This window comes from Pedobacter frigidisoli (genome assembly GCF_004331675.1).
GTDB lineage: Bacteria > Bacteroidota > Bacteroidia > Sphingobacteriales > Sphingobacteriaceae > Pedobacter > Pedobacter frigidisoli.
The window spans coordinates 102,890-117,217 of the sequence record NZ_SJSN01000007.1; the positions used below are offsets into that span (position 1 = coordinate 102,890).

Consider the following 14,328-nt stretch of genomic DNA (forward strand, 5'->3'; position numbering starts at 1 on the left):
GGAATGAGTGAATTAAATCAATCATTAAATCAATCTGTTAATCAATTATTTTATTTCTTTGTGTACGGTTACTTTTCTCAACACTGGATTGAATTTTTTCAATTCTAAACGCTCTGTAGTGTTTTTACGGTTTTTGGTAGAAATATATCTAGACATACCCGGCATGCCACTTTCTTTATGTTCAGTACATTCTAAAATAACCTGAACTCTGTTACCTTTTTTTGCCATTTTAATATAAATTGTAAACTGTTAATCTCAACAGTTAATGTTTTTTACAAAAATCCTTTTTTTACGAAACGGTTAATTGCTTCGCTAATGCCCACTTTATTGATGGTCTTAATCGCTGAAGTAGAAACTTTCAACGTAATCCAACGGTTTTCTTCAGGAATATAAAATTTCTGAAGTTGTAGGTTTGGGTAAAATTTGCGTTTGGTTTTAACGTTTGAGTGAGAAACGTTGTTACCTACCATTGCTTTTTTTCCTGTTAAATCACAAACTCTTGACATGACTTGTAAATATAGTTGTTAATATCGTCCGCTTAATTTTTTTAAGAGTCTGCAAATATCTGAATAATAATTGAAAAAGGCAAGAGGGTTGGTAAATATTTTCATATATTTTTTATATCGGTTAAGCGTATTCATTTTGATACGATTTGAATATTTATCGTTATCATTATTTATTTAAATTAGCCGCTACTAATCCAAAACATATAAACGAGCAATGCAAATTACATCCTTTAAACAATACGAAGAAGATTATAAAAAAAGCGTAGAAAACCCTGAACAGTTTTGGGGTGAGGTTGCGCAAAATTTTCAGTGGCGCAAACCATGGTTTAAGGTCTTATCGTGGAACTTCCAAGAGCCCAACATTAAGTGGTTCGAAGGTGCTAAGCTTAATATTACAGAGAATTGTTTAGATCGCCATTTGGCTACTAACGGAGATAAGCCAGCCATTATTTGGGAGCCTAATAATCCTGAAGAAGAAAGCGTTACTTATACTTATAAAATGTTGCACGAACGTGTTTGTCGCTTTGCCAATGTTTTAAAAAGGAATGGTGCAAAAAAGGGAGATCGTATTTGTATCTACATGCCAATGGTACCAGAATTGGCCATTGCTGTTTTAGCTTGTGCCAGGATTGGAGCTGTACACTCCGTTATTTTCGGGGGCTTTTCGGCTAAATCCATCGCAGATAGAATTAACGATTCTCAATGTAAATTGGTAATAACTGCCGATGGTGCTTATCGCGGAAGTAAACAAATTCCACTAAAAGATGTAATCGATGATGCCTTGATCGGTTGCCCAACGGTTGAGAAATGCATCGTGTTAACCCATGTTCGTACGCCAGTTTCGATGTTAAAAGGTAGGGATGTTTGGTGGGAAGATGAAGTGAAGCATGTTAACGATATTTGCGAAGCAGAGGAAATGGATGCAGAAGATATGCTTTTCATCCTTTATACATCAGGCTCTACCGGAAAGCCAAAAGGCGTTGTACATACATGTGGCGGTTATATGGTTTATGCTGGCTATACTTTCTCCAATGTATTTAATTATCAGCCTGGCGAAGTATATTTTTGTACGGCAGATATTGGTTGGATTACTGGTCATTCTTACATCGTTTACGGACCGCTTTCTCAAGGTGCAACTTCACTTTTGTTTGAGGGAATTCCAACTTATCCAACTCCATCTCGTTTTTGGGATATTATAGAAAAACACAAAGTAAATACATTATACACTGCGCCAACGGCCATCCGTTCGTTAATGAGTTTCGGAGAAGAACCGCTTCAAGGAAAAGACTTCAGTTCAATTCGTGTTTTAGGATCTGTAGGAGAACCCATTAACGAAGAAGCTTGGCATTGGTTCGATGAAAAGATCGGTCACGGTAAAGCACCAATTGTAGATACTTGGTGGCAAACAGAAACCGGAGGGATAATGATTTCGCCAATTGCAACTGTAACACCAACTAAACCAAGTTTCGCAACCTTGCCACTGCCCGGTATTCAGCCTATTTTGGTTGATGAAAATGGAAAAGAGATTGAGGGCAACGGTGTAAGTGGAAATCTTTGTATTAAATTTCCTTGGCCAGGAATGTTGCGTACTACTTATGGTGATCATGAGCGTTGTAAGCAAACTTATTTTTCAGCTTATGAAAACTTATATTTCACAGGCGATGGCTGCATGCGAGATGAGGACGGCTACTATAGAATTACTGGTCGGGTAGATGATGTGCTAAATGTTTCTGGACATAGAATTGGAACAGCAGAAGTAGAAAACGCGATAAACATGCATGCTGGAGTAATAGAAAGTGCTGTGGTTGGTTATCCGCATGATGTGAAAGGACAAGGGATTTATGCCTTTGTGATTAATCCAGAGATGCATGGCGAAGCCGAACTGACTAAAAAGGATATTTTGCAGACCGTAACCAGAATAATTGGTGCCATTGCCAAACCAGATAAAATATTATTCGTTTCGGGCTTACCGAAAACAAGATCAGGAAAAATTATGCGACGTATCTTACGTAAGATCGCCGAAGGTGAAACCACCAATTTAGGTGATACTTCTACCTTGTTAGATCCGGCAGTAGTTGAGGAGATTATTGAAGCTGCGAAGAAGATCTAATTTATACTACATGTTAAATAAAAATGCCCTCCAAGATAGACTGGAGGGCATTTTTTTTTAGCCGTAAATAATTTAGTAGCCAGGATTTTGTTTCAAAGATTTATTAACATTTATCTCACGATCTGGGATTGGGAAAACCAATTTTGGATCATTGTAAACATATGTTCCGATTGAGCGTTTAGTTCGTTTATAATCATGAAGTCTAAAGCCTTCATAGTCTAATTCCTTTTCACGTTCGTTCAAGATAATAGCTAACGTTGGCACCACATTGCCAAGCCCTGCCCTTGTTCTTAATGTGTTAATATCGCTAGCAGGAGTTGCGCCAATAGTAGTGCCTAATCTGAAATTGCATTCAGCTCTTATTAAATATTGTTCCGTAACTCTACAAACTGGAATATTGTCATAGAAGCTATACCATTTTTTAGTGAAGTAACCTGTTCTAGCACCTGTTCCTTCATAAATCATTTCTGTTTGTCTTTTATCGTCGGTTTCAAATGAGTTATAAAAAGTTGTGTTAACAAGTGCATCAGCTCTGCCTACATCTCCACCAGTACTATTTCGATAGCTTGCATAAAAGGTAGCTAAGCCATCATTAGATGTTCCGGCATTACTTTGTTCGTTTTGCTTAATTTCAAAAATCCCCTCACTTGAATTTTTTGTTCTAAAAGGAGCCTCGAGTGAATTTGTGATTAAGGTGTATGGGCTGTTTGTAATAATATCATTAGCCATATCTCTGGCTAAACTGTATTTACCTTCTTGCAAATAAACCCGAGCTAAAAATGCTTTAGCGGCATATTGATCATTAACGGCAGCTAGTTTAGTGATGGCTGATTTTAAATCATTCTCTACAGCGATGTAAACCTCAGAAACAGTATTTCTAGCTACATTATTGGTTACATTATCTATCGTTTTTACCGCTTTAGTAACAATTGGAACGCCTAAATTTGTGTTAGATCCAGCTGCATCATAAGGTAATGCATATAGCCTAACCAATTCAAAATGCATAATTCCCCTTATAAATAAAGCTTTACCTTCTATAACACTTTTGGTATCTGCATCACTTACAACATTTAATGCTGAAAGAACAATGTTGGCTGTATTGATAGTACTGTAAGCAGTTATCCAGGTCCTAGTTGCATCGGCATTGTTTGATACAATTGCTTTATTAGCAATATTGCGGTACGTGGTAAAGCTACCTCTCCAAGTTAAATAATTATCACTTGCATAAATGTCTGGCAAAAACACCAGGTTTGTGCCATATAAATCGCCAGTGGCTAAGAAAGTGTAAGCCCCAGTTAATGCGTTCTGCACATCTGCCGTAGTATTTAATGCCACACTGGCATCAATATTTTGTTTAGGGTCTATTTCCAATTGTTTTTTACAGCTTGATATGCTGAAAACAATCAAAAAAGCAGCTAATATATTTTTATAATTTTTCATATTTCAAGTATTTATTATAAGCCTATGTTAACACCAAAAGTAATTGTTCTCGCTTGTGGTGGAGTATAGAAATCGTGTCCTAATTGAATGTTTGCGGATTGAATAGATGCTCCACCAGGTGTGTTTACCTCTGGATCGTAACCTTTATAACCGGTTATAGTAAATAAATTAAGGGCTGAGGCAAAAATTCTTACATTTTGCAATTTATATTTGTTGATAAAGCCTTTTGGTAAGTTATAACCAAGCGTTACGCTTTTTATCCTAAGGTAAGAGCCGTCTTGAATCCATCTTGACGATGGGCTTGTTCCATTACCCTCATTAAAGCGAGGTTGTGGAATTGTCGTAACCGTGTTTGTTGGCGTCCAATAATCTAACTGATCAATAGTTTGATTATCGAAATAATCACCATTTGCAGATTGAAAAACTCCAGCCATGTTATATATATCATTACCTGATACAAATTGTGCCTGAACATCTAAATCAAAATTTTTGTATGAGAAATGATTTCCCAAACCACCATAGTATTTAGGATTAGGATCGCCAAGCTTTTGGTTTTGAGCAATGCTGTAATCATTAGTGGTAGCTGATCTAGATGCATCTATATAATATAATGCATCACCATTGGCAGGATCAACACCTGCATAGGCTTTTCCATAAAAATAGCCCAACGGTTCACCAACTGCTACTCTCCCTAAAAATCTTCCTCCTGTGTAAATAGGTTGATCATCAACTAAACGAAGAACCTTATTTCTGTTTAGGGATATATTAAAAGATGTAGACCATTTAAACTCACCAACAAAGTTTCTCGTGCTTAGCGAGAACTCCAATCCTTGGTTCTGCATATCGCCAATGTTTTGAACAATTGATGAAAAACCATTTGTTGCTGCAATAGGAGCATTTAACAACAAATCCGTTGTTTTCTTTTTGTAATACTCAACCGTTCCAGAAATTCTATCAGAAAACAAGCCAAAATCTAAACCAATATTATAGTTTTTAGTGGTTTCCCAACTTAAGTTCGGATCTCCTAACTGACTAGGACGAGTACCACCAATACCAGCATAATTAACACCTCTATATAAATTTCTAGAAGCAAAATCGCCTATTTCAGCATTACCTGTTAAACCAAAACTTGCCCTAAGTTTTAACAAGCTTAACCAGGTGCTAGATTTTAGAAACTCTTCTTGGTTAACTATCCAGCCGGCAGAAGCTGCAGGGAACGTTCCATATCTACTATTAACACCAAATCTTGATGAACCATCCGTTCTAATGGAAGCACTTAACAAATATTTTTCTTCATACTTATAGTTCACTCTAGCCAAATAGGAAATAAAAGTATGTCTTGTTTCTGAGGAAGATCCAGCTGAAATGATTGCGGCACTGGCAATCTTTGTGAAACTATCGGATGGAAGCGTGGTACCCTCAACTGATGAATACCTGAATTTGGTATCTTGAAATGCAAAACCCGCTAATACATTTAAGCTATGTTTCTCATTAAAGGTTTTGTTATAGGTTAAGGTATTATTGGTGTTGAAATTTATAGACTTAGCCATATAGTCTGAAGAATAGCCACCTGTGCTGCCACCGTCTTGGGTTTTTGATCCTAAGAATTGTTCTTCTTCAAGGTTGTTGAAATCAAAGCCGTATTCACTTCTAAAAACCAAATCTGGTGTAATTTTTAAGCTTGCGAACGCATTGGCAAAAGTTCTATAAGTAGTAGATAGGTTTTTGCCGTTTTGTATGTCAATTAAATTATTGTAATAAACTGTAGAATTATTTAGGTCTCCATTATTATCAAATATAGGTGAGATAGGAGGTAAGGCATTCAATTGCAATGGATTTGAAAAGGCATTATCTGTAGGGATACGGTAGTTATCAACTTTTGATATATTAATAGATCCACCAACATCCAATATCTTAGAAACTGTATGATCTAAACTCAATCTTCCACCCGTACGAACATACCTATTGCCAACAATAATCCCATCATTATTATTATAGTTTCCAGAAAGCATAAATCTTGTTTTGGCATCACCACCATTAATATTTAAGCTATATTGCTGTGTATGGCCTCGCTGAAAAGCTGCATCTACCCAGCTTGTGTTATTGGTGCTTGTCCAATCGGTTGTGCCTGTGTAGTCTTCCCACATTTCTGCGGCATTTTCATAATCCCCATCATCATAGTTGTTATATTTAAAAGCTGCATCCAACAATTGACGGTATTGATCAGCATTCAAAAACTCACCCTTTCTTGTTGGGTCGCTAAAGCCTGCATAATATCCAAAATCAATATTGGTTCTTCCTTGTTTACCCTTTTTCGTTGTGATAAGTACAACTCCGTTAGAGCCTCTTGCACCGTAAATGGCTGCGGATGCTGCATCTTTTAAAACTTCCATTGATTCAATATCATCGGGACTAATTGCCGCTAATGGATTATCAGCTTCGGTATAAGTACCTAATGCCTCAGTTACTATTGGCACACCATCGATTACAAATAGAGGTTGATTGCTTGCCGAGATTGATGAAATTCCCCTAACCCTGATTTGTAAGGCTTGCCCAAGTTTACCGCTACTTGAGTTAATGAAAACGCCTGGTGCTTTTCCCTGTAATGCACTTTCTATAGTAGTCAAGGGCTTATCTTTAATGTCGGCAGCAGTAACCCTAGCAATCGATCCAGTTACATCTCTTCTGTTTTGCGTTCCGTAACCCACCACCACAACATCAGAAAGCGTAGTGTTGTCTTCTTCTAAATTGGCATTTATAGTTTGGCCTGTAATCGCCATCTCCATTGTTTTGTAACCTATGAAACTGAAAACGAGAATTTTTGCATCATCTGCAACAGTGAGTGTATAATTACCTGCTGCATCACTCTGTGTTCCATTTGCTGGTGATCCCTTTACAAATACGCTAACACCTGGGACTGGCCCAGAATTACCAGATGTAATTTTTCCGGTGATAACTCTGCTTTGTGCGAAAGCAATTGAAATCAAACCGAAAGATAAAATCATACTTAATAGTAGTTTTTTCATCAAATTTTAATTTTAGTTAATAATGTTTTACTTATTTAGGAAATGATATTTCAATGTAACGAAAAAAACAAATAAAACCTTGAGGAATATTTTCTTTATATGGTTTGAACAGTTTAACGCTTGTTTTCAAAACTTTTTTTTGGTGTAGTTGTTCAATTAGTATAATAATAATCGATTAATACACTAAATTTTAATAAAATGGATAAGTTAGAAATAAAAGGAAAGTGGAACGAGCTAAAAGGAAAAGTTAAACAAGCTTATGGCGACTTAACTGAAGATGATTTAACTCACGAAGAAGGAAAAGATGATGAGTTACTAGGTAAGCTTCAACAAAAAACAGGCAAGGGAAGAGATGAACTTGTTAAGTGGATTAATTCATTGTAGTTTTTTCAATTCATTATAATTACGGGCGATCAAATTTTGATCGCCCGTTTGGTTTAAAATAGTAGCCATGAAAGATCTTGCTAGTCGTTTTCCTGAAAATCCAATATTATTACCAAAAGATTTAGTTCCAAGCAGACCAGGTTTGGAAATCGCCTGTCTTTTAAATCCAGGTGTTTTTACTTTTCAAAATAAGACTTGGTTACTTCTCCGTGTAGCAGAAAGACCACAGCAAAAGAAGGGGATAATCTCTTTTCCTATATTAGACAACGAAGCAATTGAAATCATTGAGATTAAGGAAAGCGATCCTGATTTAATTGCTGATGATCCACGAGTGATTAATTATAAGGGTGCCGATTACTTAACAACACTTTCGCATCTCCGATTGGTTTGTAGTGATGATGGGGTTAACTTTTATCAACCTCAGGATTACCCATTGCTGCAGGGTCAGGGGCCTGATGAGGTTTTTGGAATTGAGGATTGTCGGGTTGCTTTAATCAATGATGTATATTATCTAACCTATACCGCTGTTTCTGAACATGGCGTTTGCGTTGGAATGAGAACAACTACTGATTGGAAATTTTTTGATCACCACGGAGTGATTATTCCTCCACATAATAAGGACTGTGCCATTTTCGAGGAGGTTATAAATGGAAAATTTTATGCAATGCACCGACCAAGTAGCGTGGGCCTGGGCGGTAATTATATCTGGCTAGCAGAATCATTTGATGGCATTCATTGGGGAAATCATCAATGTATTTTAAAAACACGCAGCAAGAATTGGGATAGCAAACGGGTTGGGGCAGGAGCGGCACCCATTAAGACTGAAAAGGGCTGGCTAGAAATTTACCACGGTGCAAATGATAAAAATCAATATTGTTTAGGCGCCTTTTTAATGGATTTGAATGATCCATCGAAAGTGATTGCCCAAACGGATAAGCCAATTATGCGCCCGAGCAAAGATTATGAATTAAATGGTTTTTTTGGTGAGGTGGTATTTACCAACGGCCATGTTATTAATGGTGATGAGGTTACCATTTATTATGGTGCTGCGGATGAATTTGTTTGTGGTGCTAGATTTTCTATTGAGGAAATTTTGGCAACTTTAACCAACTTATAGGTTTTCCTTGAAACACAAGCCGCTGTTAAATAAACCTGACAACAGCGGCAGCCCCGAATTTTTCTATGAGGGCTACAGCGAATGGCAGGACTGCTTAAGCCACAAAGAACTTAACGCTCGTTTTTATATAAAATCTTTAAGTTGAAAACTGAAGTTGTTGTAAATAACAAAAGCGTCTCGAACTAAATCGAGACGCTTTTAAAATAAGTGCTTTAAGCTTTAGTCTTTCTGCTTTAAGCTCTCCTAGTATCCAAAAATTTGCTCTAAATTTAATTTAGTAACAGGACCAAATTTAGCTAAATCTGCCATGTTGATTTTCTTCTCTGAAGCAACAATACAATAATTGTAAGGTTTGTTAGCAAGATTAGCGTCATGGAAAGATTTAACATCTGCAAAAGTTAATGGCTTTAAGTTTGCGTATTCATCTATTCGTGAATCGTGATCGAAACCTAATTTTTTATCGGCTAGATAAGTATAAATAATACCATCTTTAGTGATTCGAGAAGTTTCCAAGCCATTTAATGAATTGCCTTTAGAAAGTGCAAAAGACTTATCAGATTCTGGCAAAACAGTTAACAACTCATTCATTCCGGCAACTGCCTCATTCATTTTATCGGCCTGCGTACCCACGTAAGCAACAACCGTATTTTCTTTATCCTTACTGTTTGGAGAAGAGTATACGGCAAAAGTTGAGTATGCCAAAGCTTTAGATTCGCGGATGGTTTGAAACACGATCGAGCCCATGCCACCACCAAAATAGTTGTTAAATAATGCAATTTTAGCTGCATTTGCAGGATCGTATAATCCGCCATTGCGTACCCAACGAATTTCTGCCTGTACCATCTCGTAATCGGCAAAGTAAACCTTATTAGAATCTGTTTTGGTGTAAACAAATTTCTTCATTGGTGCCGCATCAGTAAATTCTTTTCCTAGCGGATGTGCCTTTATAATATCAGCAGAAAAGGCTGCTAACGTTTTTGGGCCATAATAAGTAATGGTGTGCTTGTAGTTGGTAAGGTTATGCAAAATGTCAATCAAATCTGATGATTTCATGGTCTTAATTTCATCATTCGTTAAGCCATAATTAAATGGATTATCTTTTCCATATTGCGCATAGCTCATTAAGCCACCCAATATCGACGACTTATTTAGTTTTGCATTATCTCTTTGTTTTAGAAGGCGACCTTTTAAATCTTCTAAAGCTTGCTCATTTGGTTTACAATGTGCCAAAACATCCTCTAACAAGGCCACAGCCTTATCAAAATTTTCTTGTAAACCACTCAATGATACCGTGGTTACATCGGTACCCACGTTTAAGTTGTAACTGCATGCCAGATTGTAAAATGCTTTACTAATATCTTCTGCAGAATATTTATCGGTGCTTAAGAATGCTAAATATTGAGATGCATAAGGCAAAAGCTTGTAGTTATAAGAACCCATATCAAAGCGATAGCCCATTCTAAAAATAGCGTTTTCAGTATTCTGAATAGCAATAACATCCGCAATGGAAGCTTTACCAAACTGAAGATCTTTTGTGTAATCTAAAAATTTAGGTGTAATGGGTTTAACCGCCGCATCGACAATAGATTTAGTGAACGGAGAAACTTCGTTTACATTGGTTTGAACAGCAGTAATTGTTGGTTTTTCTACCTTTAGAATACTTTTATCTTCACCTTTATGTTTGTATAAAACGGCATAATTATCAATAAAGAATTTGTTGGCAAAATCTACAATCTCTTTTTTGGTAACCTTAGCCATAGCATCGGTAGATGATAATGTTTTATCCCATTCGGTGCCACGATTTTGAATAAAAGCATTCATTGTTGCGTCAGCACGAACATCATTATTATCGAAACTTTGTAATTCTGACAACTTAATATTTGCTACAGTTGCTTTAATCAAACTTTCATCAAACTCTCCTTTTTTAAGTAAATCTATTTGCTCTAATAAAAGTTTTTGAGCTTCTTCTAAACTTTGACCTGCTTTTGGCGAACCCGATAAAATGAAAACACCATAATCTTTCATTGAATTATAACCCGCATTAGCTCGCAACATTTTTTGCTGTTTGTTGATGTTGATATCCATTAAGCCTGCTTTTCCATTTGAAAGTACGCTGCCAATTAAATCCAACAGTAAGCTTTGATGTGTATTTTGAGCGAAGCCTCTGTATGCCACATAAAGGTTTTCTGCACTCGGCCCATAAATATCAACTTTTTGAATTTGAGTTAATGGCTTTTCTGGTGCTGGGTTATAAAGTGTTAATGGTTTCGAAACCATGTAAGCGAAATCCTTGTCAATTTTTTTGATCAAATCGTCATAACTAATATCACCAGACATGATTAGCGCCATGTTATTTGGCACATAATATTTGTTGTAATATTTTCTAATTTCTACCAGTGATGGATTTTTTAAATGCTCAATGGTTCCAATGGTAGTTTGTTGTCCGTAGTTATGCGTTGGGAATAATGCATAAAGCATTTTCTCGTACATTTTACGTCCGTCGTTATCCATACCAATGTTTTTCTCTTCGTAAACAGCTTCTAGTTCTGTATGAAAAATACGGAAAACGGGTGCACGGAAACGCTCTGCCTGAACGGCTAAAAATTTATCGATCGCGTTTGATGGAAGATCCTCTTCATAAACCGTTTCCTCTACAGAAGTGTGCGCATTGGTAACATTACTACCAATCGCTTTCATCATTTTATCGTATTCATTGGCGATAGAATAACCTGAAGCCTCACCAGATGTTTTATCAATTTCCTTGTAAATTTCCTTACGCTTTGCAGGATCGGTGGTTTTGTTGTACGTTTCGTATAAAGCCTCAATCTTATCTAATAACGGCTTTTCTTTTGCATAATTTAAGCTTCCAAATTTATCAGTTCCCTTAAACAAAAGGTGCTCTAAATAATGTGCTAATCCAGTATTTGTTCTTGGATCGGTATTACTTCCAGCCCTAATAGCCATTTTATAAGTAATGCTAGGTTCCTTGTTATTTTGAGATAAAATAACGGTTAAGCCATTTTTTAGTGTATAAAAACGGGTTTTGGTTGGGTCGTTAGTTACATACTTATAGCTGTAGCCGCCAGATGTTCCTGTTTTCCATTGATAAGCAGTTTGCGCATTTGCAAAGCTACCTGTAACTAGAAAACAAGCTAGTGTAAATAGTTTGAATTTCATTTATTCGCTTGGTTTATGATAATGAGTTGGTATTAGGTTAGTTGTGGATATTTTTGCTACCAAATCACATTTAATAAGTTATTTACCCAAATATATATCGTTTCTTTTATGGAATGAAATGCATTTGATATTTCACAACTAAAAAGATAGGAATAAATCATTTTAGGATATAAAATTGAGGTTTATTATGCCTTAAATTTAATATTCTGTATTTTTACCAGCATGACAAAGCAAAGCACAAAACCCAATATTTTAGTTGTAAATGATGATGGCATTACCGCCACAGGAATAAAGAATTTAATGGATGTAATGCAGGAATTGGGAAATGTGGTGGTTGTTGCACCCGATAGTCCGCAAAGCGGGATGGGACATGCAATTACTATCGGCAAGCCTATTCGCTTTGATAAGGTTGATTTGTATGAGGGTGTAGAAATGTATAAGTGTAGCGGAACTCCAGTAGATTGCGTTAAGCTTGGGGTAAATAAAATCTTCAAAGGCAAAAAGCCAGATCTTTGCGTTTCGGGTATTAACCACGGATTGAATAATTCCATCAATGTGCTGTATTCTGGAACCATGTCTGCTGCGGTGGAAGGAGCGATAGAGAAAATTCCATCAATAGGTTTTTCTATGGATGATTTTGCTGCCGATGCAGATTTTAGTCATACCAAAAAATACATCAAAAGCATTTGCGAGCAAGTTTTAGCGAATGGCTTACCCGATGGGACATTGCTAAACGTAAATTTTCCGAAAGGGGATAATTTAAAGGGAATTAAGATTTGCCGCCAGGCGAATGCAAAATGGATGGAAGAATTTGAAGAAAGAACGGATCCTTACAAACGACCTTATTATTGGTTAACTGGCGTTTTCCAAAATTTTGATCATGGCGAGGATACTGATGTTTGGGCCTTGGAACATAATTTTGTCTCTATAGTTCCTGTTCAGTTTGATTTAACTGCTCATCATGCTATTCAAACGCTAAACAGCTGGGATTTTGGTTTAGGAGGCAAATCGAATACTCAAGGAACGCCAAACAAAATAGCAGCTCCCGATGGAATTAATTTAGGTTAAATCCGCAGAAATGAACGAAACATTAAGAAAGCTGGATAATTCTACTTGGATTGGTTTGGGGATTGGGTTGTTGATTCCTGCAATTTTAGGTGCCATTGCTTGGTATATCATTCACCATGTTAGCGCCTTAGCAAAAGCAGATTTACTATACATTGGTTGTATTGCCATTAATGCTTACACCATGCAATATTTTTTTAAATACAATAAGGAAAACATTGGCAGAGGAATTTTGGCAGCCACATTTGTGTGTGCTTTTATGTTCTTTGCTTATAAGGTTTTTTAAAGATGGAGGATGGCAAATGTAAAATGGATGATGAATTTCCAACTACATTTTCCATCATCCATTAACCATTTTACATCATATATGAAATACTACCTCGTAGCCGGAGAAGCATCAGGCGATTTACATGGTGCCAATTTAATGAAAGCCTTAAAGGTGGAGGATAGCGAAACTGTTTTCCGCTATTTTGGTGGCGATAAAATGCAGGCTGAAGGTGGCGAACTGGTAAAACACTATGCCGACATGGCCTTTATGGGTTTTACTGAGGTGATTTTAAATTTAAGAACAATATTTAAAAACCTTAAAACCTGTAAGAACGATATTTTAGCATGGCAGCCTGATGTATTGGTGTTGATTGATTTTCCTGGTTTTAACCTTAAAATTGCTGAGTTTGCAAAGGAAAATGGCATTAAGGTTTGTTACTATATTTCTCCAAAAGTTTGGGCTTGGAATCAAAAACGTGTTTTGAAAATTAAACGTGTTGTAGATAAAATGTTCTGCATTTTGCCCTTTGAGGTCGATTTTTATAGGGAATGGGGAATGGAAGTAGATTACGTTGGCAATCCACTTTTGGATGAAATTGCCCAATTTACACCCGATGAGGAATTTAGAAAGAAAAATCTAATTGGCGATCAAAAAATTATCGCTCTATTACCTGGAAGCAGAAAGCAAGAGATAGAAAGATTATTGCCAGCAATGTTAAGCATCACCGAGAATTATCCAGATTATATCTTTGCAATTGCAGCTGCGCCAAACTTTAACGAAAGTTATTATCATCAATTTATTGGTTCGAAAAAAGCTAAACTTTTATTTAGCAATACCTATAACTTATTGCATCATACACATGCCGCAATTGTAGCATCGGGAACTGCAACTTTAGAAACTGCCTTATTCGAAATTCCACAGGTTGTAGTTTACAAAGGTGGAACAATTTCTATCGCCATTGCAAGAATGTTGGTTAAAATTAAATTTATCTCATTGGTTAATTTAATTGTAAATAAGAAAATTGTAACCGAGCTTATTCAAGAAGATTGCAATACCGAAAGGCTAAACCAAGAACTGGTACATATACTTGATGGAGAGGGTAGAGACCAAATGTTAAGCGACTACAAAGGTCTACTAAACCTGATGGGAACACCCGGCGCTTCGGAAAAGACAGCCAAATTAATTGTGGCATATCTAGCGCTAAAATAATTTTCCTCAATGTAACATTTTAGGGT

General features: G+C 36.4%; 11 protein-coding genes. 6 read left to right on the forward strand and 5 right to left on the reverse strand.

The window, feature by feature from the left end:
• Positions 1–45: 45 nt before the first annotated feature.
• Positions 46–228 (reverse strand): 50S ribosomal protein L33, encoded by a 183-nt coding sequence (gene rpmG / locus EZ449_RS10405; protein ID WP_010599807.1) that lies wholly within the window; start codon positions 226–228, stop codon positions 46–48.
• 44 nt (positions 229–272) lie between these two features.
• On the reverse strand, positions 273–506 hold the full coding sequence (gene rpmB / locus EZ449_RS10410; protein WP_025145121.1) for a 50S ribosomal protein L28: 234 nt from the start codon (positions 504–506) through the stop codon (positions 273–275).
• A 214-nt stretch (positions 507–720) separates the two neighbouring features.
• Between rpmB and acs the strand changes: the two genes are divergently transcribed.
• Entirely contained in the window at positions 721–2,616 is a 1,896-nt protein-coding gene (gene acs / locus EZ449_RS10415; protein ID WP_131558400.1) for an acetate--CoA ligase, read from the forward strand.
• A gap of 72 nt (positions 2,617–2,688) precedes the next feature.
• Here acs and EZ449_RS10420 read toward each other — a convergent pair whose 3' ends face one another.
• Both EZ449_RS10420 and EZ449_RS10425 read right to left on the reverse strand, forming a co-directional pair.
• A complete protein-coding gene (locus EZ449_RS10420; protein WP_131558402.1) occupies positions 2,689–4,056 on the reverse strand; it encodes a RagB/SusD family nutrient uptake outer membrane protein in 1,368 nt (455 codons plus the stop codon).
• Positions 4,057–4,070: 14 nt separating this feature from the next.
• The gene (locus EZ449_RS10425; protein ID WP_131558404.1) at positions 4,071–7,082 is read right to left on the reverse strand and encodes a SusC/RagA family TonB-linked outer membrane protein; all 3,012 of its coding nucleotides are present in this window, start codon (positions 7,080–7,082) and stop codon (positions 4,071–4,073) included.
• Between the two features lie 198 nt (positions 7,083–7,280).
• On the opposite strand from EZ449_RS10425, the gene EZ449_RS10430 reads away from it, so the two are divergent.
• Positions 7,281–7,466 carry a CsbD family protein gene (locus tag EZ449_RS10430; protein WP_131558407.1) on the forward strand — a complete coding sequence of 62 codons (186 nt, stop codon included), beginning with the start codon at positions 7,281–7,283 and terminating at the stop codon, positions 7,464–7,466.
• Positions 7,467–7,533: 67 nt separating this feature from the next.
• Positions 7,534–8,583 (forward strand): glycoside hydrolase family 130 protein, encoded by a 1,050-nt coding sequence (locus tag EZ449_RS10435; protein WP_131558409.1) that lies wholly within the window; start codon positions 7,534–7,536, stop codon positions 8,581–8,583.
• Positions 8,584–8,826: 243 nt separating this feature from the next.
• On the opposite strand, the gene EZ449_RS10440 is transcribed toward EZ449_RS10435, so the two are convergent.
• Positions 8,827–11,760: a M16 family metallopeptidase gene (locus EZ449_RS10440; RefSeq protein ID WP_131558411.1), complete on the reverse strand. Its 2,934-nt coding sequence runs from the start codon at positions 11,758–11,760 to the stop codon at positions 8,827–8,829.
• A gap of 222 nt (positions 11,761–11,982) precedes the next feature.
• Here EZ449_RS10440 and surE point away from each other — a divergent pair, with 222 nt between their 5' ends.
• The 3 genes from surE (at position 11,983) to lpxB (ending at position 14,302) form a co-directional block, all read left to right on the forward strand.
• The gene (surE, locus tag EZ449_RS10445; protein WP_131558413.1) at positions 11,983–12,828 is read left to right on the forward strand and encodes a 5'/3'-nucleotidase SurE; all 846 of its coding nucleotides are present in this window, start codon (positions 11,983–11,985) and stop codon (positions 12,826–12,828) included.
• 10 nt (positions 12,829–12,838) lie between these two features.
• Entirely contained in the window at positions 12,839–13,111 is a 273-nt protein-coding gene (locus EZ449_RS10450) for a stationary phase survival protein SurE (RefSeq protein ID WP_131558415.1), read from the forward strand.
• 81 nt (positions 13,112–13,192) lie between these two features.
• On the forward strand, positions 13,193–14,302 hold the full coding sequence (lpxB, locus tag EZ449_RS10455; protein WP_131558417.1) for a lipid-A-disaccharide synthase: 1,110 nt from the start codon (positions 13,193–13,195) through the stop codon (positions 14,300–14,302).
• Positions 14,303–14,328: the final 26 nt, after the last annotated feature.